Raw genomic sequence first — 21,303 nt, 5'->3', positions numbered from 1 at the left:
CAAAACATCTATTCGGCGGCCAGCGCCAGTTGCGGCCTGTCGGCTTTCTGGCTCAGTTCCAGATCGTCCGTCGGCTCCGCGGCGCCGCGCTTCTTGGGCTCGCGGCCGAAGAACAGGGCATAGCCCGCCGGCAGCACCAGGATGGTCAGCACGGTGGCGACGACGATGCCACCCATCATGGCGTAGGCGAGCGGCCCCCAGAACACGGCGCGCGAGATCGGGATCAGGGCCAGCACCGCCGTCATCGCCGTCAGCACGATCGGCCGGAACCGGCGTACAGCCGAGCCGATGATCGCTTCGGAGCGTTCCATGCCCTTGGCAATGTCCTGGTCGATCTGGTCGACCAGGATGATCGAGTTGCGCATGATGATGCCGAGCAGCGCGATGACGCCGAGAATGGCGACGAAACCGAATGGCGCGCCGCTGATCAAAAGGGCGGCGGCAGCGCCGATGATGCCGAGCGGACCGGTCGCCAGCACCAGCATCGCCTTGCCGAAATGCTGCAGCTGGATCATCAGAAGCACGACGATGATGGCCAGCATGATCGGCGCCTTGGCGGCGATCGAAGCCTGGCTTTCCGCCGAATCCTCCGCGCCGCCCTGGATCTCGACCTTGTAGCCGGGCGCCAACCCGTCACGCAGGCCCTGCATGTCCTTGTACAGCTTGGTAACGACGTCGTTGGACTGCACGCCGTCGGGCAGCGTTGCCCGCACGCTGATGGTCGGCAGGCGGTCGCGGCGCCATTCAATGCCTTGCTCCAGCACCGGGACAACCTTGGCCACCTGCGACAGCGGCACGAAGCCGCCGAAATCGGTCGGGATGTAGACGGAGTCGACCGAGGACAGCAGGCTGCGGCTGGCATCCGGCTCGCGGGCAACGATGGACACCGTCTCCTCGCCGTCGCGGAAGTCGTCGAGCGGGGCGCCGGACATCGATGCCTGCAGCATCTGGCGGATGCGCTGTGAGGTGACGCCGAGCGCGCGGGCGCGATCCTGATCGATGACCAGCTTCATTGCCGGCACCGGCTCCAGCCAATCGTCATGCACGGCACCAAGCAGCGGATCCTCGCGGAACTTCGCCTTCACCTGGTCGGCGATGCGGCGTACCTCCTGCCGATCCGGCCCCATGACGCGCATCTGCACCGGCCAGCCGGTCGGCGGACCCAGGAACAGGCGGTCGACCTTGGCGCGGACGGACGGAAAGTCCTCCGCCAGGACGGTGCGCAGCTTGACGATCAGCCGTTCGCGGGCCGGTTCGTCATTGGCCATGACGAGCAACTGGGCGAAGTTCGGATTGCGCAGCTGCTGGTCGAGCGGCAGGAAGAAGCGCGGCGCGCCTTCGCCGATATAGGTGGCGATGAAACGCTTGTCCTTGTCGTCCATCATCTTGGTTTCAAGCGCCTTGGCCTGCGCCTCGACCTCCTTGATGCTGGTACCTTCCGGCAGCCAGAGGTCGACCAGGATTTCCGGCCGCGACGATTGCGGGAAGAAGTTCTGCGGGATGAACTGGAACGCCCACAGGCTGGTGGCGAAGGTGCCCAGCGTCATGACAAGCACGATGATGCGATGGCGCACCGCCCAGCCGACGGTGGCACGAAGCCGGCGATAGAAGCGCGTGTCGAAGGCGTCGTGATGACTGCCGGCATGCTTGCGCTGCTTGAGGATCATGTTGCCGAGCCATGGCGTGAAATAGATCGCGACGAACCACGAGACGATCAGCGCGATGCCGACGACATAGAACAGCGTGCGGACATATTCACCGGCCGTGGAAGCCGCGAAGCCGACAGGGATGAAGCCGGCGGTGGTGATCAGCGTGCCGGTCAGCATCGGGAAGGCGGTCGAGGAATAGGCGAAGCTTGCCGCCTCGATCTTGACCAGCCCCTCCTCCAGCTTGCGCTCCATCATCTCGACGACGATCATCGCATCGTCGACGAGCAGGCCGAGCGCGATGATCAGCGCGCCGAGCGAGATGCGCTGCAGATCGATGCCGAGTTCGTACATGATGGCGAAGGTGGCGGCGAGCACCAGCGGAATGGCGATGGCGATGACCAGGCCGGAACGCCAGCCGATCGACAGGAACGAGACGACGAGTACGATCAGCAGCGCTTCGCCGAGCGCATGCATGAATTCGGCGACAGCGTCCGTGACGACGCCCGGCTGGTCGGAAATCTGGTCGACGGAAACGCCGTAGGGCAGCGCCTCCTCGAAGCGCTTGTAGGTGGCCTCGACATCCTTGCCGACATCGGTGACCTTGAAGCCCTTGGCCATGACGACGCCAAGCTGCACGCTGTCATGCCCATTGAAGCGGTATTTGCGCTGGAAAGGATCTTCCAGCCCCGACGTCACCGTGGCGATGTCGCCCAGCCTTGTGACCTGGCCACCGGCGCGCAGGCGCAGGTTCCTGATGTCCTCGACCTTGCTGACATCGCCTTCGACGGAAATGCGCACCGAATTGGTGCCGGTGTCGACGGAGCCGGCCGGGTCGACATTGTTCTGTCCCTTGATCGCGTTCTGCAGATCGGTGAGCGTCAGGCCGCGTTCGGCCAGCGCCTTGGACGAAACGTCGATATAGAGCTTTTCCGGCTGGTCGCCGATGATGACCGCCTTCTCGACGCCGGGCGTCGTCAAAAGCATGTCGCGCGCCTGGATGGCGAATTTCTTCAGCTCGGGATAGCTGAAGCCGTCACCACTGATCGAATGCAGGGTGATGAAGGTGTCGCCGAACTCGTCGTTGAAGTACGGGCCGAGCAGGCCTTGCGGCAGGTCGCCTGATATATCGCCGACCTTCTTGCGCACCTGGTAGAACGCGTCCGTGACCTCGGCGGCGTTGGTGTCGCCCTTGATCTGCACCGTGATGATGGCGCTGCCGGCGCGGGTGAAGGAGCGCACGAAGTCGAGATGCGGCGTTTCCTGCAGCTTGCGTTCGATCTTGTTGACGACCTGGTCTTCCATCTCCTTGATCGAGGAGCCCGGCCAGATTGCCTGGACGACCATGACCCGGAAGGTGAAATCGGGATCCTCCTTCTGGCCCATGCGCATCAGGCCGAGCGCGCCGGAAATGATGATCAGGCCGAACAGGAACCGCGCAATGGACGGATGGCCGATTGCCCAGCGCGACAGGTTGAAGGGCCGCTTCTCTTCCGTGGAATTGGTCATCAGTGGTCGTCCACTTCGTTTGATCGTCAGCGCGCCGATGCGAATGTCCTGGCGCGGAACAAAATCGAGGTTCGGTAGTGGCTTCCGGGCGGCAAGGCTCTCCGAGCGGAGAAACGCTCATCGCGGTGGGACGCGAAAATCGATGTGGGGGTTACATCAATCGAGCGCCTCGGTTCGAGCGCTTGCCGCCCGGAAACCAGCGGCTGCGGGAACGCGCAGCCGGTTGTCTGTCGTCAGCGCACCTGCTTGGCGTCGCCGTCTGCCGCGGATGCGGACTGCAGTGCCGCATCGCCGGCGAGTTTCACCTTGAGGTTCTCGGTCATGAACTGTGTTCCGGCAGCGACCACGACGTCGCCGGGCTTCAGTCCCTCGGCAACACGCACGCCATCGGCGGCGAATTCGGCGACCTTGACCGGACGGGCATGAACGGTGTCGGCGCCCCGATCGACGGCCCAGACGATCGACTGCTTGCCTTGCTCGGCCAGTGCGCTCAGCGGGATTGACACGAGCTGCCGCTCATTGGCCGCCGAGGCTTCGATGCTGGCGGTCATGCCGAGAAGCACGCGCGGATCGTTGGGCAAGCTGACGCGGACGGCGAAGGTGCGCGATTGCGGATCGGCACTGCCGGCGACCTCACGGACCTTGCCGTCGAGCGCCAGCGCGTCGTCGGACCAGAAGCCCGCCTTGACGATCTTGCCCGGCTTGAATTCGGCGACCTCCATTTCCGGCACGGCGATCAGCACTTCCTTTTCACCATCGACGGCGACGGTGACCACCGGCGCGCCGGAGCCGACCACCTGGCCGACATCGGCGCTGACCGCGGTGACGATGCCATCCCGGTCTGCCTTGAGATCGGTATAGCCGACCTGGTTCCTGGCCTGGGCAAGCGTCGAGCGAGCGGAATCGCGGGTGGCGACAGCCTGGTCGTAGCTCAGGGTCGCCTGTTCGAGCTGCGATTTCGGCGTGAACTTCTTGTCAAACAGCTGCTCGGCGCGCTTGCGGGATAGCTCTGATGTCTCGACCTGCCGCTCGGCGGCATCAAGTGCTGCCTGCGCACTCTTGACCGACAGGTCGTAGTCAATGGGATCGATGCGGGCGAGCACATCGCCCGAGGCCACATGCTGACCGATGTCGACGAGGCGCTCGGTGATCTTGCCGTTGACGCGGAAAGCCAGTGCGCTTTCGGTGCGGGCCCGCACCGAGCCGGAATAGGAGAGCGTGCGGGTGTCATGCGCCTGAGCGATCTCGACGACCTTGACCGGGCGGATGATGTCCTTGACTTCGGCTTTCTCCTGCGAGCAGCCGGCAAGCCCGAGCGCCGCGACGATCAGGCCGGCAACCGGCAGCTTGCGGAGGATGGAACTGGACAAAGACATCTTGGTACTCCCGACTGGAGATAAACGGTCGACACCGGCGTTCGGCGGCTATTACTTCAGAGCTCTGATCGCATAGTCGATCAGATCGTCGGGCATCGCCCGGTTGGTCTTGGCCAGGCACTGCGCCACCATCTGCGGATGGCACAGGATGACGGTGGCGGCGCCGAAGCAGCGCGACGCGGTCACCGGGTCCTGTTGCCTGAACTCACCGGCCTCGATGCCGTCGCGGATCACTTCCGCAAACAGGTCATGAATGCTGTCGACATGCTTGTCGATCACGCCCCAGTCCCGCTCCATCGCGACGATGACCATTTCATGGACCTTCTGCTCGTCGAGCATGGTCTCCATCGTCATCTTGTACTGCGCATGCACGTAGCGCCGAAGCCGCTCCTCGGCGCTGACCGGCAGGTGCATGATCTCGTAGGCCATCTTGTAGCTGGCGCCGAGCATCCGGCCGCAGACCGCCTGGTGGATTTCGACCTTGGAGGCGAAGAAGCGGTAGATGTTGGCCGGCGACATGCCGAGTTCACGGGCAATGTCGGCGACATTGGTCTTGCCGTAGCCATAGTGCCGGAACAGGCGCTCGGCGCAGTCGAGAATGCGCGTCACATTCTCCTGTCGGGCGGCGTCGGCGACGATGGTGGCGGCTTCGGACATGGTCCTCTGTCAATTTACGAGTGACGAATTTCAACTTTCGTCAGTCGTAAATCGAAACGAGTGACCTGTCAATGCGGATTCTGTGTACGCGTACGATTGGTGACAGATGGTGACAAGGACGGGCGGAGGCCGCCACGCCAGAAGTTGGCGAACGACCCTCGTCCCGTCGTCATCCTAGGGCGAAGCAAGGAGCGCAGCGACGCGGCGCAGACCCTAGGATCCATGCCGCGACATCAGTCAAAGAGTGTGGCGGATCAAGAAGTTACGCAGTTCAGCGCGCCGTGTCATTCTCGACCGTTGGAGCACGGCCGTGAGGTCACGGCATGGATCCTAGGGTTTCCGCGACGTCGCTTCGCGACTGCTCCACCCTAGGATGACGAAGTCAGGTCCTTGGCCATCTCGCGCAGCCGGAACTTCTGGATCTTGCCGGTCGAGGTCTTTGGAATTTCGGCGAAGATCACCGCCTTCGGCACCTTGAAGCGGGCAAGCAGCGCGCGGCAGTGCTCGATGATCTCGGCCTCGGTCGCCGCCTTGCCGGGCTTCAGTTCGACATAGGCTACGGGCACCTCGCCCCATTTGTCGTCAGGCCTGGCGACGACGCCGCAAGAGGCAACGGACGGGTGCTTATAGAGCGCGTCCTCGACCTCAATCGAGGAGATGTTCTCGCCGCCTGAGATGATGATGTCCTTGGAGCGGTCCTTGAGCTGGATATAACCGTCGGGGTGCATGACGCCGAGATCGCCGGAATGAAACCAGCCGCCGGCGAAGGCCTCGTCGCTCGCCTTACGGTTCTTCAAATAGCCTTTCATGACGATGTTGCCGCGGAACATGACCTCGCCAATGGTCTCGCCGTCGGCTGGTGTCGTCCGCATCGTCTCGGGATCCATGACGGTCAGGCCTTCGAGTGCTGCATAGCGCACGCCCTGTCGCGCCTTCTTGGCGCTGCGCTCGCTCTTTTCGAGATCGTCCCAGGCGCCATGCCATTCGTTGACGACCGCCGGGCCATAGGTCTCGGTCAGGCCGTAGAGATGGGTGACGGCAAAGCCGGCATCGGCCATGCCGGACAGCACGGCTTCCGGCGGCGGAGCAGCCGCGGTATTGAAGGTGACAGTCTGCGGGAATTCGCGCTTGTCTTCGTCCTTCGCATTGATCAGCACCGACATCACAACCGGCGCGCCGCACAGATGGGTGACGCCGTGATCGGCAATCGCATCGTAGATCGGCTTCGGCCGCACCCAGCGCAGGCAGACATGGGTGCCGGCCTGGACGGCGAGCGTCCAGGGAAAACACCAGCCGTTGCAGTGGAACATCGGCAACGTCCACAGATAGACCGCATGCTTGGCCATGCCGGCATGGATGGTGTTGGTGTAGGCCATCAGGGCCGCACCACGATGGTGGTAGACGACGCCCTTCGGGTTGCCTGTCGTTCCGGAGGTGTAGTTGAGCGAAATGGCATCCCACTCATCGTCGGGCATCGACCAGGCGAAATCCTCGTCGCCGCCAGCAACAAACGCCTCATAGTCCAGAGTGCCAATCCGCTCGCCTTTCGGATACGGCGCGTCGGCGGCGTATTCGGGATCGTCATAGTCGATGACCAGCGGCTTGACCTTGGCCAGCTCCAGGGCCTGCTTGACGACGCTGGAGAATTCGCGGTCGACGATCAGCACCTTGGTCTCGGCGTGGTCGAGTTGGAAGGCGACGACCGCCGCATCAAGGCGGGTGTTGAGCGAATGCAGCACCGCCTTGGTCATCGGCACGCCGAAATGCGCCTCCAGCATCGGCGGCGTGTTGGACAGCATGACGGTGATCGTGTCGCCCTTGCCGATGCCGCGCTTGTCGAGCGCCGAGGCAAGCTTCAGCGACCGGTGCCAGAAGGTGCGATAGTCGACGCGCTGGCGGCCATGGATGATGGCGATCTGGTCGGGATAGGTCTTGGCCGCGCGCTCCAGATAGGTGAGCGGCGTCAGCGGCTGATGGTTGGCCGCGTTCTTGTCGAGATCCTGTTCGTAAGGATTGCCCATCCCATGCTCCCCGCGTTTTCTTTTAGACCTTCTAGTCACAGGCTCGAGCCGCGTCACCATCAACGATGCCACGATAGGGTGCATTTGGCACAATGATGATCCAGATTCAGCGGATGAAAGGGCATCGCATGCCCCTGCCCAGTTTGACTTTTGTCGAGAGCCGTGAATAATGTCAGCCGAGGAGACGGCATGGCGATCCGACCGGCAGAACAACTCATCCACAAGGCCGCCTGGCTCTATTATGCCCATGGCCTGCGGCAGGACCAGGTGGCGAGCCAGCTTAACATTTCCCGCGCCTCGGTCGCCATGTATCTGCGCAAGGCGCGCGAGACCGGCATCGTCAACATCTCCACCTCGACCCAGCTTTTCACCGACGATGTGCTGGCGCGTAAGCTCGAGGATGCGTTGGGCCTGGACGCCGTCTGGATCGCGCCGGAAAATGACCATATCGCCGACCCGTCGACGGAAATCGCCGTGCTGGCGGCAAGCGTCTTCCTCGAACTGGTCAAGAAGGGCGACCGCATCGGCGTCGCCTGGGGCCGCACCGTCTACATGATCGCCGACATCATGTCCTATGCCGACCTGCAGGATGTCACCGTGGTGCAGCTCTGCGGCAATCTCGGCGCGCCCTATTCCTACCGGCCCGACCAATGCACGATGGAGATCGCGCGACGGCTGAACGCCAAGGGCCTCAACTTCTACGCACCGCTGGTGCTGTCGACGGAAGAGCTGGCGCGCGCGCTGCGCGCCGAGCCGGTGATCCGCGAACAGCTGTCAGGGGTCGGTGAATGCGATCTGGCGCTGTACTCGGTCGGCGCGGTCGACGCCGACAGCCATCTGGTCAAATGCGGCGCACTGACATCGGGCGAAATGGCGGAACTGCGCAGCCGAGGCGCCGCCGGCGTCATCGCCGGTCAGATTATCGACGCCGAGGGCGAGGTGCTCGACTGCAGTTATAACCGCCGGGTAATCTCGGCCGAGCTTGCCTCGCTGCGCGCCATCGCCAGACGGCTGATGGTGGTGCAGGAGGACAGCAAGTTCGAACCGCTGTTCGCGGCGATCGCAGGCGGCCTTTGCACGCATCTGGTGGTCGGCGCGCGCATGGCGCAGCGGCTGCTGGACCATGCCGCTGCCACGACAGAAAAGGCCTCCTAGGAAACCATCATCTTCGCCGCCGACGCATTGTCATCAAAGCGTCGCGGCATTCCTGTTTCACCATCAAAGACAGCAACCGGACGAAACGAACATGAAGAATTTGTGGAATGACGATGCAGCCGAAAAGCTCGTTGCCGACTATGCGAAAAAGGGCGTCGACCGCGACCTGGCGCTGCGCGTCTACACGACCCGGCTGCTGGGCGGTGAACCACGGCTGGTCCTGCATGGCGGCGGCAACACCTCGTGCAAGACGACGGCGACCGATCTTGTCGGCGACGAGTGGGACGTGCTGTGCGTCAAGGGCAGCGGCTGGGACATGGGTGTCATCGAGCCGCAGGGCCTGCCGGCGGTCAAGCTCAAGCCGCTGCTCAAGGCGCGCGCGCTGAGCAAACTGGCCGACGAGGACATGGTCGCGCTGCAACGCGTCAACCTCATCGACCCGTCCTCGCCCAACCCGTCGGTCGAGACGCTGCTGCATGCCTTCCTGCCGCACAAATTCGTCGACCACACGCATTCGACCGCCATTCTGGCCATCGTCGACCAGGAAGACTCGAAGCCGCTGGTGAAGACGGTGTTCGGCAGCAAGATGGGTTACGTGCCCTACATCATGCCCGGCTTCGACCTCGCCAAGGCGGCCGCCGATATCTTCGACACCGATCCTGATGTCGAGGGCCTGATCCTCGACAAGCATGGCATCTTCACCTTCGGCGACGATGCTAAGCAGGCCTATGACAGGATGATCCATTATGTAAACGTCGCCGAGGACTACATTGCCAAGCACGGCAAGCCTCAGGCTGCAAAGGCAGCCTTGCCGGCAAGGCTCGCGACACCCGCGTCCATCGCGCCGATGCTGCGCGGCGCGGTGGCGGTAGCGCGCGGCGAAGGCCGCTTCGACCGCATGATCTCTGACTTCCGCACTTCGCCGGCAATCGTCGATTTCATCAATTCATCCGAGATTGCCGACTATGCCGGACGCGGCGTGTCGACACCCGATCTGTCGATCCGCATCAAGACCGGGCCGATGGCGCTGCCGGCGCCCGATGCGGACAAGGCCAGCGACTACAGATCCGTGATCAAGAGCCATGTCGACGCCTTCGCCAAGGATTACCGCGCCTATTTCGAAACCAATGATGCGCTCGACGACGTCAAGCGCACCATGCTCGACCAGATGCCGCGGCTGACTCTGGTTCCCGGCCTCGGCATGTTCGGCCACGGCCGCACGCTGAAGGATGCGAAGATCGCATCCGATGTCGGCGAAATGTGGATCGAGGCGGTGCGCGGCGCCGAAGCGGTCGGCCGGTTCCATCCGCTCTCCAAGGCAGACCTGTTCCCGCTGGAGTACTGGTCGCTGGAACAGGCCAAGCTAGCTTCCAACAAGCCGAAGCCGCTGACCGGCCAGGTGGTGCTGATCACCGGCGGCGCCGGCGCGATCGGTGCAGCGACGGCAAAACTGTTCGCCGACAATGGCGCCCATGCCGTCGTCGTCGATCTCGACGCTGAAAAGGCTGCCGAGGCCGCCAAGAAGGCCGGCAACAATTCGATCGGTGTCGCCGCCGACATCACCGACCCAGCGCAGGTGCGTGCCGCCTTCGACAAAGCGGTCGCCGTGTTCGGCGGTGTCGACATTCTGGTGTCCAATGCAGGGGCGGCCTGGGAAGGCCGCATCGGCGAACTCGACGATGCGCTCCTGCGCAAGAGTTTCGAACTCAACTTCTTCGCCCATCAGTCGGTGGCGCAGAACGCGGTGCGCATCATGCTGGAACAAGGCACCGGCGGCGCTCTTCTGTTCAACACCTCCAAGCAGGCGGTCAATCCGGGTCCGAAATTCGGCGCCTATGGCGTACCGAAGGCGGCGACACTGTTCCTGTCCCGGCAATACGCGCTCGACTATGGCGCCTACGGCATCCGCTCCAACGCGGTCAACGCCGATCGCATCCGCTCGGGGCTTCTGACCGACGCCATGATCGCCAGCCGTTCGGGCGCGCGCGGCGTGTCGGAGAAGGACTACATGTCCGGCAACCTGCTCGGCCAGGAAGTGACGGCACAGGATGTGGCGCAGGCGTTCCTGCACCACGCGCTGGCCGACCGGACCACCGCCGACGTGACGACGGTCGATGGCGGTAATATCGCGGCAGCTATGAGGTAGAACTTTGCCTTGTGATCCCCTGCCGAATGGCGGGGGATCAAGACATGGATGCCATAATCCTAACAAATATTGTTAGTTCCTGTGAGGTGTGATATAGGATCGGCATGAAAGCCGAACCGATGCGCACCCTCACCATCTCGCTCACCGCGAAGCAGAGTGCTCGCCTGCAAAGCGCCATCGAAGGCGGAGCATATGCCTCCAACAGCGAGATTGTCCGCGACGCTCTTCGCCTGTGGGAGCAGCGCGAGGAATTGCGTGTCCTGGAGCTCGAGCATCTGAAACGCGCCTATGCCGACGGCATGGCCAGCGGCAAGCCGGTGGAAATCGAACCCGCCGAGTTTCTACGCAGTCTGAAGGCAGAACGCCGCGCCCGTGGCTAGATATCGGCTCACACCGCGCGCCGCGCAGGATTTGCGGGATATCTGGCACACAATCGCAATCGACAACGAAAAGGCAGCGGACAAGCTGCTTATGCGCATTTTTGCCAAGCTGGAACTGGTGGCGCAGCACCCCAAGATGGGCACGGCCCAGCCGGAATTGAGCGCGACGGCCCGTGTGCTCATCGAACGCCGGCTATATCGTCATTTACGAACCGCAGTCTGACGGCGTCCTGGTCGTGGCGATTGTCCACGGGATGCGCGATCCGGAGCATTGGCTGTAAACAGAGGCTTCGGGAGGAGACTTCAAATTTGAAAAGAGCGGCCCGAGAGCCGCTCCTTTCCTTTGTCTTCAGCTGAACCCTACTTCGCGTTCGGGTTCGGCATCCAGGCCGGCATCGCGACATCGGCATGGGCGAACTGCGGCAGCTTGGCAGACAGGTCCTCCATGTTCTTGATGTCCTTGTCGATCAGGTCCTTCTGGGTGATCAGCGTCGGCGGCACGACGACGTTGTGGCCGGGATCTTCACCGGCCAGCAACTGCGCCAGCGCACGCACCGAGACCTGGCCGACGACGGCCGGGTTGGTCGCGGCGGTAGCAGCCCAGGCGCTGTCGGGCTCCCGCATCGCGGCGATATCCGAGGTCGAAATGTCAGCCGAGTAGATCTTGATGCCCTTGTTGAGGCCGGCTTCATCGACAGCGATCTTCACACCCTTGGCGAATTCGTCATAGGGAGCGAACATCACCTTGATGTCGGGATGCGCCGACAGCACCGAACGCGCCTGGTTGGCGACGGAGTTGGCGATCGGATTGTCGAGCGTGCCGAACATCGCGACTTCCTTGATGCCGGCATATTTCTTCTTCACGTCGACCCAGGTCTCGTTGCGGCGGTCGAGCGGCGCGATGCCGGCGACATAGACATAGCCGGCATTCCAGCTCTCGCCATTGTCCTTGACCGCCTGCTCGAGCGCGAGGCGCGCAAGGTCACGGTCGGACTGTTCGACCTGCGGGATCTTCGGGTTTTCGACATTGACATCGAAGGCCACCACCTTGATGCCGGCGTCGACCGCACGCTGGGCGGCGTCCTTCATCGATTCCGTCAGGCCGTGCTGGATGATGATGCCCTGCACGCCGAGCGCGATGGCCTGATCGACCATGTCGGACTGAAGGGCGGCATCCTGGCGGCTGTCGAGCACGCGCAGGTCGATGCCGAGCGCTTTGGACTGGGCCTCGACGCCCGAAAGATAGGCCTGGAAGAAGTCGCCGGTCGAGAGATAGCGCACCAACGCGATCTTGACGCCAGGCTTGTCGAAAGGCGCCGGCTTGTCCGCGGCCAGCGCCGGGAACTGCATCAGCATGGTTGCGCCGGCCAGGCCGAGCGCCGCCTTCCCTAGAAGTCTTCTTGTAATGCTCACTTTGTTTTCCTCCACTCTTGTTGAACCCAAATCCTGTTCCGGTCGAAAAGCTACCTCCTGCCCCTGCCCGAAAGCGCAAAGGTGAAGACAAGGGCGATGACCAGAACGACGCCCTTGACGAAATCCTGCGTGTAGTAAGGCGCGTTCATCATCGTCAGGCCTTGCAGCAAGATGCCGACGAACAGCGCGCCGACGGCGGTGCCGAAGGCATTCGGCTTGGCGGCACCTAGCACCGCGTAGCCGATCAGCGCCGCGGCAACTGCATCGAGCAGTAGATTATTACCCGAGGCGATGTCGCCGCGTCCAAGCCGGGCAGCGAGCAAAATGCCGCCGATCGAGGCAAAAACTCCTGAAATAACGTAGGCCCAGATCTTGTATGCCTTGACAGGCGCACCGGCGAGTTCGGCGGCGCGCTCATTGCTGCCGACCGCGTACATCATGCGGCCGAAGCGGGTGTATTCGAGGAAGAACCAGATCAGCACGGCGAGCACGAGCAGCACCACCACCGACACCGGAATGAGGTTGGGGATGAAGAAGTCGAAGCGGTGGCGCCCGAGCGCCAGGAAGGCGTCAGAGAATTTGCCGTTGGCGACCGAACCGTCCGGCATGGTCATGCCGGTGGCGATCGAACGGCCTTCGGTCGGAATGCGCTGCAGGCCGACGAGCAGGAACATCATGCCGAGCGTCGCCAGCAGATCGGGCACGCGCATGTAGACGATCAGCCAGCCGTTGATCAGGCCGACAATGGCGCCGATGAGCAGGCAGACGACGACCGCGACGAGGGCGTTCTGCTCCAGCACCACCATCACATAGGCCGCCGCCATCATGGCTGACGTAGCGACCGAGCCGATCGACAGATCGAAGCCGCCGACGACCAGCGTGGCTGTGACGCCGAGCGCCAGCACGCCGGTGATGGCGACCGACTGGAAGATGAAGACAGCACTTTGCGGCGAAACGAAACCGTCGGCCGCGATCGAGAAATAGGCGACGAGCCCGAACAAGAGCACGATGAACCCGTAGCGGATGGCGTGGTCGCGCAGCGTCATTCAGTGCCCCCTCGCACCGCTGCCGTCTTTACCCAACTCGAACCCATGCTCTCTCCATTCCAATTCCTATTGGCCGCGCGCTAGGCCGCGCTGTGCAACGGTCCGCCGGCGACCTCGGCCAGCAGGCGATCGAGATCGACATCGGCATTGCGGTGTTCGCCGACGATGGTCTGCTCCGACATGACCAGGATGCGATCGGCGGTCTCCAGCGCCTCGTCCAGCTCGGTGACGAACAACAGCGTGGCGCGGCCGTTTGCACTCGCCCTGAGCTTGGCGGCAATGTCGCGGCGGGCGGAAATATCGACGCCCTGAAACGGCTCATCCAGAATGAACAGTTTCGCATCCTGAGCCATCCAGCGGGCGACCATCACCTTCTGCTGGTTGCCGCCGGACAGCTCCGACATCTCGTCCTTCTCGGAACGGCAGACGATGCCCAGTTCTTCGATCTGCCGGCGAGCGGTGGCACGTTCGAGACGGCGCCTCAGGATGCCGAAGCGCGACATGCGCTTGTGAAACGGCAGGCTGATATTTTCCTGGATGTTGAAGCCGCCGACGATGCCGTTCTCGCCGCGGTCCTTGGCGACGAGGAACACGCCGGCGGCGATTGCCTCACCAGCTGTTTCAGGCGCATAAGGCTTGCCATTCATCGTCATGGTGCCGGCGAGCGGCCTGCGCACGCCAAACAGCGTCTCGGCGAGCGCCGTCTTGCCGACGCCGACGAGGCCGGTGATGGCGACGACCTCGCCGTCGCCGAGCGTCAGCGAAATCGGCCGGGCGCCTGGCGCAATGCGCAGACCTTCGATCGTCAGGATTGCCTTGGCCGAATTCCTGACGACGATCTGGTCGAGATGGATCTTGCGGCCGAGCATGGCGTTGACCGCGCCTTCATAGTCGAGCGGCTTCTTGTCGAAAATGCCTGAGATGATTCCGTCTCGCATCGAGATGATCCGATCGGCCAACCGCCTGATGTCCGACATGCGGTGCGAGATGTAGAGGATCGCCACGCCTTGCTCGCGCAGCCTGTCGATCAGCGCAAACAGCCGATCGGCCTCGGCGCTGGAGAGAGATGAGGTCGGCTCGTCGAGGATCAGCACTTTCGGCTGGTGCGCCAAGGCGCGGGCAATCGCCACCATCTGGCGATCGGCCAGCGAAAGATCGCTCACCCTCGCCTTCAAATCGATGGCCAGCCCCATGCGGTCGGCAACCGCCTTGGCCTCCCGGCGCACGCGGGCCGGATTGAACAGGGTGGGCGCGCCTTTGCCGCTCAGCCTGTCGAGGGTCAGATTGGTGGCGACGTCGAGATCGGCGACGACACCGTCATTGATGTTCTGGTGCACGGTGACGACGCCGGCGCGGATCGCCTCAGCCGGGGTTTTCGGTGCGAAATCCTGGTCGGCGAGCGCCATCGTGCCGCCGCCGCGCTCATAGACGCCAGAGATGATCTTGACGAGGGTGGATTTGCCGGCGCCGTTGGCGCCCATCAGCACGGTCACTTCACCGGCATGCAGTTCCAGCGAGACGCCGCCAAGCACCTCGTTATGGCCAAAGGATTTCCTCAGTCCCTCTACGCGGAACACGGCATTGCCGACCATGCGTTCCTCCCTGACATGACGCTATGAGCTGTATCGGCAATTGTCAACACGATTGACAATTGCCAGATCGCTTCCTAGCTTGGCCCGGCCGCCATGCCTCCGTTATGTTCGGAGCGCATATGCGGGAGGATGACGATGACTGAAAAATTGCCGTTCGAAGCCCTGTCGGTCGAGACCCTGGCTGTCCGCCTTGGTGACAACGACGCGCTATGCGCGAAGATCGGCAAGGACACGACATGCTGGAAGGTCCGCGAGGTCGGTGACGGCAATCTCAACCTGGTGTTCATCGTCGAGGGCGCCAGCGGTGCGGCGGTGGTCAAGCAGGCCCTGCCCTATGTCCGCCTGGTCGGCGACAGCTGGCCGCTGCCCTTAAAGCGCTCTTTCTTCGAATATCACGCGCTGACCCGGCAAGAGGCGCGTGCGCCGGGCTCGGTGCCGGCCATCCATCATTTCGATGAGGGCCAGGCGCTGATCATCATGGAATATCTGTCACCGCACATCATCCTGCGGCGGGCGCTGATCGAAGGCCGGCAATTGCCGAACATTGCCCGGGATATCGGCCTGTTCATGGCCCGCACGCTGTTTCGCGGCTCCGACCTGCACATGGCGGCCAAGGACCGCAAGGCCGATCTGGCGCTGTTCGCCGACAATGTCGAACTCTGCGACATCACCGAGAGCCTGGTGTTTTCCGACCCCTATTTCGATGCCAAGATGAACCGCCACACCTCGCCGCAGCTCGACGGTCTCGTCGCCGACCTGCGCGCCGACCGCGACCTCAAGGTCGAGGCGCAGCGGCTGAAGCATCTGTTCGCCGCCAATGCGGAGACGCTGCTGCATGGCGATCTGCATTCCGGCTCAATCATGGTCACAGACCGGGAAACCCGGATGATCGATCCGGAGTTCGCCTTCTACGGCCCGATGGCCTTCGATGTCGGCATGCTGCTTGCCAATTTCTGGATGTCGTTCTTCTCGCAGCGCGGCCATGAGCAGACTGGCAAGCGCGACGCCATGCGCGCCTATCTGCTCGGCGTGACAGCCGAAACATGGTCGGTGTTCCGCGCCGAGTTCTCGCATCTGTGGCGCACCGAGCGCACCGGCATGCTCTATCAGAAGAGCCTGTTCGAGGATCAGGGCGACAGGCTCGGCGCCGAGCAGGCGCTCGACCATGTGCTGCACCAGATCTGGACCGATTTGCTGGGCTTTGCCGGCATCGAGGTTCACCGACGTATCCTCGGCCTCGCCCACAATGCCGATTTCGAGACCATTGCCGACGAGGATTTGCGCGCCAGTTGTGAGGCAAAGGCGCTGAAATTCGGCCGTCACATCGCCGTCAACCGGCGCCATATCCACAGCATCGACGAGGTCAACAACCTGGCCGCGCTGATCGAACAGGAGAGCAGCATTTGAACGTCGGCGACCGCCACTATCGCACCATCTGGCTGAGCGACGACGGACGTTCGGTGGAGATCATCGACCAGCGCTGGCTGCCGCATGATTTCCGCATCGAAAAGATCGGCAGCGTTGCCGGCATCGCCACCGCCATCCGCGACATGTGGGTGCGCGGCGCGCCGCTGATCGGCGTCACCGCCGCTTATGGTGTCGCCATGCAGATGGCTGACGATCCGTCGGATGCAGCGCTCGACGCTGTGTGGGAGACCCTGCACGAGACGCGCCCGACCGCGATCAATCTGCGCTGGGCGCTCGACGAAATGCGGCGCTTCCTGCGGCCCCTGCCAACAGAGCAACGCGCCGCAGCCGCCTATCGGCGCGCCGATGAGATCGCCGACGAGGATGTCGAGCTCAACCGCGCCATCGGCGAGAACGGTCTCGCCATCATCAAGGCCATCGCGGCACGCAAGCAGAAGGGCGAGCCGGTTAACATCCTCACCCACTGCAATGCCGGCTGGCTGGCGACCGTCGACTACGGCACGGCCACCGCGCCGATCTATCTGGCCACGGAGGCCGGCATTCCGGTCCACGTCTATGTCGATGAAACACGGCCGCGCAACCAGGGCGCCCAGCTGACCGCCTGGGAGATGGCCGGGCATGGCGTGCCGCACACGCTGATCGTCGATAATGCCGGCGGTCATCTGATGCAGCGCGGCGAGATCGACATGGTCATCGTCGGCACCGACCGCACCACCGCCGACGGCGACGTCTGCAACAAGATCGGCACCTATCTGAAGGCGCTCGCCGCCGCCGACAATGATGTGCCGTTCTATGTCGCCCTGCCCTCGCCGACCATCGACTGGACGGTGCATGACGGTCTGGCCGAAATCCCGATCGAGCAGCGCTCGGCCGACGAGGTCTCGCTGGTCTGGGGCAAGACCGCTGCCGGTGAGATTGCCCAGGTGCGCATTTCGCCGGAGACGACGCCGGCGGCAAACCCGGCCTTCGATGTGACGCCGGCGCGGCTGGTGACCGGACTGATCACCGAACGCGGCGTTGCCAAGGCGTCGCGCGCGGGTCTGAAAGCCATGTTTCCCGAGAGAGCGTAGCCGCTCGCTTCTAGTCTTCTAGTACAGAGGCTCGGCCATATGCTTCGGCGTCGGCCATGTCTCGGTAATGCCCGGCTGCACCGGCCGCTCCAGATAGGTCGATAAAACCACATAGCTGCGCGTCGAGGTGACCCCCGGCGTTTCGTACAGGCGCGCCAAAAGGCCTTCGAGTGCTCTGGTATCTTCCGTGCGGACCTTCAGCAGCATGCAGGTATCACCGGCGACGGTATGGATCTCCTCGACTTCGGGATATTGCGAGACCGCCATCAGTTCCGGCGTCTTTCCCCAACCCCTGGTGTCGATGTGGACAAAGGCAAGCAAAGGCTTTTTCACCGCCCGGGGATCGATGATGGCGACCGTGTTGCGGATGGCGCCGCTGCGCCGGAGCCGTTTGACCCGCTCATGCGCTGCGGGTGGCGACAAGCCCACGCGATCGCCGAGTTCGGCGTAGCTGATCGTGGCGTCATCGACCAGGACGCCTAATATTCTTCGGTCTATCGCGTCGAGATCGCGGGGCGCAGGCCTGTTCTGCAGAATGCCATCTGTTTCTTCATCCATGGCGAAATTCCTGGTTCTCCGCTGAATTGAATACGGCCATTATGCTGATATGTCGAACATTGATCAAGTTGCACCTTTGACTGCCCGAGCACCGATTCCGGCGCTTGCCTATCTCTTGACGGGCTGCATCGCCGTCATCGGCTCGAACTCGCTTGTGCTGGGTCCGATCGCACCGGCTGTGGCCTCGTCGTTCGGGACCAGCGTGCCGGCCGTGATGATTGCGGCGGCCGCGTTCGGCCTCGGCACCTCCGCAAGCGCGCTGTTCCTGGCCCGCTACATCGACCGGCTCGGCGCACGCCGGATGCTGCAGGGCGCACTGTTGCTGCTGGCACTGGCACTGGTCGCGAGTGCCGCGGCACCCACGGTGATCATGCTGGTCGCGGCACAGCTGCTCGCCGGCATCGCTGCCGGTATCGCCATGCCGGCAATCTATGCCAGCGCCGCGGCCATCGCTCCGCCCGGCCGTGAAAGCGGCACGATCGGGGTCGTGCTGACCGGATGGACGCTCAGCATGGTGGCCGGCGTCTCGCTGTCGGCCGTGCTTGCCGATCTCGTACATTGGCGCGCCGTTTTCGCAGCGGTCGCGCTGCTTGCAATGCTTGCGTTGGCCGGCCTCGCACTGTCGTCGCTGAGTGACATCAGGAAGAGCGGCCCGGCACCGACGCCACTAGACGCGCTCGGCATTCCCGGCATCGTCCCGCTTCTCATTGCCTGCGCCGCCTTCATGACCGCCTTCTATGGTGTCTATGGCTATCTCGGCGACCACCTTCACGTTGGGCTTGGGCAGCCGGTCAGCGCCAATGGGCTGGCGGCCCTTGCCTACGGAATCGGCTTCGGTACAGCTGCTCTGCTCGACGGCGTCATCGATCGGCTCGGCGCACGACGCGTCATGCCATTCGCCTATCTTCTGGTCGCGGTCGTCTATGTTGCCATGGCCGCAACGAGCGGCAGTTTCAGCGTGACCCTGGCCATGGTCGCGGTTTGGGGACTTGCCAATCATTTCGGATTGAACGTCCTGGTGATGCGCCTGTCGGCACTCGATCCGTCGCGGCGCGGCACGATCATGGGCTTGAACAGCGCGGTGACCTACCTCGCGGTCTTCGTCGGCACCACCAGTTTCGGGCCGCTTTATTCCAGCTTCGGCTTTGCCACCTGCGCGGCGGTTGCGGCAGTGCTCATGCTGGTTGCCGCATCGGCGGCGGCTTGGCGCACGAGGTAGTCGTACGTGCTTGGCCCAACCTTCTCACGGTTGACAGCAGCGTCCTGCCCTTTCATACAAAGCCGTTAATGTTCTCAGGGCAGGGTGAAAGTCCCCACCGGCGGTAAGGACTCCTAGTTGCGCATGATTCCTTTCCGAAAACCGTTCCGGTTTTCGGGGTCATGCGCGGGACCCAAGCCCGCGAGCGCTTCCCGGCACAATCGGGAAGGTCAGCAGATCCGGTGTGATTCCGGAGCCGACGGTTACAGTCCGGATGGAAGAGAACGAAACGGAAGACGGACCGCCCCGGCGGGCCGGATTGCGTATCGTGCGTCCTGATTCTGGTTCGAAACGGAAGGATGGACCCATGAATCAGCATTCCCATAAAGACTATGAAACGACCCGTATCGCCGTTATCAGGGCGCGCTGGCACGCCGATATCGTCGACCAGTGCGTACAGGCCTTCGAGGCGGAACTGGCCGACATCGGCGGCGAGCGCTTCGCTGTCGATATCTTCGACGTGCCGGGCGCCTATGAAATTCCCCTGCATGCCAAGACCTTGGCCCAGACCGGCCGCTATGCCGCGATCCTCGGCACGGCCTTTGTCGTCAATGGCGGCATCTACCGGCATGAGTTCGTCGCCAGCGCGGTGATCGACGGCATGATGAATGTGCAGTTGTCGACCGGCGTGCCGGTGCTGTCAGCGGTGCTCACGCCGCACAACTACCACGACAGCGCCGAGCACCACCGCTTCTTCTTCGAGCACTTCACCGTCAAGGGCAAGGAAGCGGCCAATGCCTGCGTCCAGCTCCTGGCGGCTCGGGAACAGATCGCGGCCTGAGGTCGTCAAACAGCCCGGATTTCAACCCTGCAACAAGAATTGCGATCGAGAAGACCGCTGAAGGTTGCGGTTCCGTTGAAATCCGGCCAGAAGCATCAAGAGCCGACCGGCGACCGGCCGGCCCGCGACGTTGCGCTTGAAACCAGATACGGGAGACTATTGGGTGGCTCGCATAACACTGAGACAATTGCTCGACCACGCCGCCGAATACGGCTACGGCGTGCCCGCTTTCAACATGAACAACATGGAACAGGGCCTCGCCATCATGGAGGCCGCCGAGGAGACCAAGTCGCCGGTCATCCTGCAGGCCAGCCGCGGCGCGCGCGCCTATGCCAATGACGTGGTGCTGGCCAAGCTGATCGACGCGCTGGTCGAAATCCATCCCGACATTCCGGTCTGCATGCATCTCGACCATGGCAACAACGAAGCCACCTGCGTGACCGCCATCCAGTACGGCTTCACTTCCGTCATGATGGACGGATCGCTGAAGGAGGACGGCAAGACACCGGCCGACTACGCCTACAATTCCGGCATCACCAAGCGCGTCGTCGACATGGCGCATTGGGGCGGCGTGTCTGTCGAAGGCGAGATCGGCGTGCTCGGCTCGCTGGAGAGCGGCGGCGGCGAACAGGAAGACGGCCATGGCGTCGAAGGCGCGATCAGCCACGACCAGCTTTTGACCGACCCGGAACAGGCGGTCGAGTTCGTCAAGGACACCCATGTCGATGCGCTGGCGGTTGCCATGGGCACCAGCCACGGCGCCTATAAATTCTCGCGCAAGCCCGATGGTGCGGTGCTGGCCATGAACGTCATCGAGGAAATCCACCGCCGCCTGCCCAACATGCATCTGGTCATGCATGGCTCGTCTTCGGTGCCGGAGGATCTGCAGGAGATCATCAACAAATATGGCGGCCAGATGAAGCCGACCTGGGGCGTGCCGGTCGAGGAAATCCAGCGCGGCATCAAGCACGGCGTGCGCAAGATCAACATCGACACCGACAACCGCATGGCGTTGACCGGCGCGATCCGCAAGGTGCTGACCGAGAACCCGAGCGAGTTCGATCCGCGCAAATATCTGACGCCGGCGATGGCGGCGATGCGCAAGCTCTGCAAGGAGCGCTTCGAACAGTTCGGCACCGCCGGCAACGCGCAGAAGATCAAGCCGCTGCCGGTTGCGGAGATGGCCAAGCGGTATAAGTCGGGTAGTCTCGATCCGAAGTTTGGGTGAACTGCCAATCTCCCCCCTCGTGGGGGAGATGCCCGGCAG

Annotated in this window: 17 protein-coding genes and 1 riboswitch; of the genes, 9 read left to right on the top strand and 8 right to left on the bottom strand. The window is 63.1% G+C overall.

Going from position 1 to position 21,303, the window contains the following annotated elements:
• Positions 1-8: 8 nt before the first annotated feature.
• The 4 genes from FCU66_RS27370 to FCU66_RS27350 all read right to left on the bottom strand — a co-directional run bounded on the left by FCU66_RS27370 (position 9) and on the right by FCU66_RS27350 (position 7,209).
• Entirely contained in the window at positions 9-3,155 is a 3,147-nt protein-coding gene (locus tag FCU66_RS27370; RefSeq protein ID WP_136620746.1) for an efflux RND transporter permease subunit, read from the bottom strand.
• Positions 3,156-3,388: 233 nt separating this feature from the next.
• Entirely contained in the window at positions 3,389-4,531 is a 1,143-nt protein-coding gene (locus FCU66_RS27365) for an efflux RND transporter periplasmic adaptor subunit (RefSeq protein ID WP_136620745.1), read from the bottom strand.
• A 51-nt stretch (positions 4,532-4,582) separates the two neighbouring features.
• On the bottom strand, positions 4,583-5,188 hold the full coding sequence (locus FCU66_RS27360; RefSeq protein ID WP_136620744.1) for a TetR/AcrR family transcriptional regulator: 606 nt from the start codon (positions 5,186-5,188) through the stop codon (positions 4,583-4,585).
• A 368-nt stretch (positions 5,189-5,556) separates the two neighbouring features.
• Entirely contained in the window at positions 5,557-7,209 is a 1,653-nt protein-coding gene (locus tag FCU66_RS27350) for an acyl-CoA synthetase (protein ID WP_136620742.1), read from the bottom strand.
• 189 nt (positions 7,210-7,398) lie between these two features.
• Here FCU66_RS27350 and FCU66_RS27345 point away from each other — a divergent pair, with 189 nt between their 5' ends.
• The 4 genes from FCU66_RS27345 (at position 7,399) to FCU66_RS27330 (ending at position 11,113) form a co-directional block, all read left to right on the top strand.
• The gene (locus FCU66_RS27345) at positions 7,399-8,364 is read left to right on the top strand and encodes a sugar-binding transcriptional regulator (protein WP_136620741.1); all 966 of its coding nucleotides are present in this window, start codon (positions 7,399-7,401) and stop codon (positions 8,362-8,364) included.
• A gap of 91 nt (positions 8,365-8,455) precedes the next feature.
• Positions 8,456-10,510 carry a bifunctional aldolase/short-chain dehydrogenase gene (locus FCU66_RS27340; RefSeq protein ID WP_136620740.1) on the top strand — a complete coding sequence of 685 codons (2,055 nt, stop codon included), beginning with the start codon at positions 8,456-8,458 and terminating at the stop codon, positions 10,508-10,510.
• Between the two features lie 104 nt (positions 10,511-10,614).
• Complete coding sequence (locus tag FCU66_RS27335) at positions 10,615-10,890, top strand: ribbon-helix-helix domain-containing protein (RefSeq protein ID WP_136620739.1); 276 nt, start codon at positions 10,615-10,617, stop codon at positions 10,888-10,890.
• A complete protein-coding gene (locus tag FCU66_RS27330; RefSeq protein ID WP_342778207.1) occupies positions 10,883-11,113 on the top strand; it encodes a type II toxin-antitoxin system RelE/ParE family toxin in 231 nt (76 codons plus the stop codon). The genes FCU66_RS27335 and FCU66_RS27330 overlap by 8 nt, the downstream gene beginning before the upstream one ends.
• A 137-nt stretch (positions 11,114-11,250) precedes the next feature.
• On the opposite strand, the gene FCU66_RS27325 is transcribed toward FCU66_RS27330, so the two are convergent.
• The 3 genes from FCU66_RS27325 to FCU66_RS27315 all read right to left on the bottom strand — a co-directional run bounded on the left by FCU66_RS27325 (position 11,251) and on the right by FCU66_RS27315 (position 14,941).
• Positions 11,251-12,303, bottom strand: coding sequence for a substrate-binding domain-containing protein (locus tag FCU66_RS27325; protein WP_136620738.1), 1,053 nt, complete (start codon positions 12,301-12,303; stop codon positions 11,251-11,253).
• Between the two features lie 50 nt (positions 12,304-12,353).
• Positions 12,354-13,349, bottom strand: a complete 996-nt coding sequence (locus FCU66_RS27320; RefSeq protein WP_136620737.1) for an ABC transporter permease — start codon at positions 13,347-13,349, stop codon at positions 12,354-12,356.
• Positions 13,350-13,429: 80 nt separating this feature from the next.
• The gene (locus tag FCU66_RS27315; protein ID WP_136620736.1) at positions 13,430-14,941 is read right to left on the bottom strand and encodes a sugar ABC transporter ATP-binding protein; all 1,512 of its coding nucleotides are present in this window, start codon (positions 14,939-14,941) and stop codon (positions 13,430-13,432) included.
• Positions 14,942-15,076: 135 nt separating this feature from the next.
• Here FCU66_RS27315 and mtnK point away from each other — a divergent pair, with 135 nt between their 5' ends.
• Positions 15,077-16,348 carry an S-methyl-5-thioribose kinase gene (gene mtnK / locus FCU66_RS27310; RefSeq protein ID WP_136620735.1) on the top strand — a complete coding sequence of 424 codons (1,272 nt, stop codon included), beginning with the start codon at positions 15,077-15,079 and terminating at the stop codon, positions 16,346-16,348.
• Entirely contained in the window at positions 16,345-17,439 is a 1,095-nt protein-coding gene (gene mtnA, locus FCU66_RS27305) for an S-methyl-5-thioribose-1-phosphate isomerase (protein WP_136620734.1), read from the top strand. The genes mtnK and mtnA overlap by 4 nt, the downstream gene beginning before the upstream one ends.
• Before the next feature lie 18 nt (positions 17,440-17,457).
• Here mtnA and FCU66_RS27300 read toward each other — a convergent pair whose 3' ends face one another.
• The gene (locus FCU66_RS27300) at positions 17,458-17,997 is read right to left on the bottom strand and encodes an Lrp/AsnC family transcriptional regulator (RefSeq protein WP_136620733.1); all 540 of its coding nucleotides are present in this window, start codon (positions 17,995-17,997) and stop codon (positions 17,458-17,460) included.
• A 49-nt stretch (positions 17,998-18,046) separates the two neighbouring features.
• Here FCU66_RS27300 and FCU66_RS27295 point away from each other — a divergent pair, with 49 nt between their 5' ends.
• The 3 genes from FCU66_RS27295 to fba all read left to right on the top strand — a co-directional run bounded on the left by FCU66_RS27295 (position 18,047) and on the right by fba (position 21,264).
• Positions 18,047-19,216, top strand: coding sequence for an MFS transporter (locus FCU66_RS27295; protein ID WP_136620732.1), 1,170 nt, complete (start codon positions 18,047-18,049; stop codon positions 19,214-19,216).
• A 66-nt stretch (positions 19,217-19,282) separates the two neighbouring features.
• Positions 19,283-19,485, top strand: a riboswitch (FMN riboswitch).
• Between the two features lie 77 nt (positions 19,486-19,562).
• Positions 19,563-20,036, top strand: coding sequence for a 6,7-dimethyl-8-ribityllumazine synthase (locus FCU66_RS27290; RefSeq protein WP_136620731.1), 474 nt, complete (start codon positions 19,563-19,565; stop codon positions 20,034-20,036).
• A 163-nt stretch (positions 20,037-20,199) separates the two neighbouring features.
• Positions 20,200-21,264: a class II fructose-bisphosphate aldolase gene (fba, locus tag FCU66_RS27285; protein ID WP_013532928.1), complete on the top strand. Its 1,065-nt coding sequence runs from the start codon at positions 20,200-20,202 to the stop codon at positions 21,262-21,264.
• Positions 21,265-21,303 lie beyond the last annotated feature (39 nt).

Source organism: Mesorhizobium norvegicum (assembly GCF_004919685.1).
Classification (GTDB): Bacteria; Pseudomonadota; Alphaproteobacteria; order Rhizobiales; family Rhizobiaceae; genus Mesorhizobium; species Mesorhizobium norvegicum.
The sequence above is the reverse complement of the archived record's forward strand: the minus strand, read 5'-3'. Positions and strand labels throughout refer to the sequence as shown.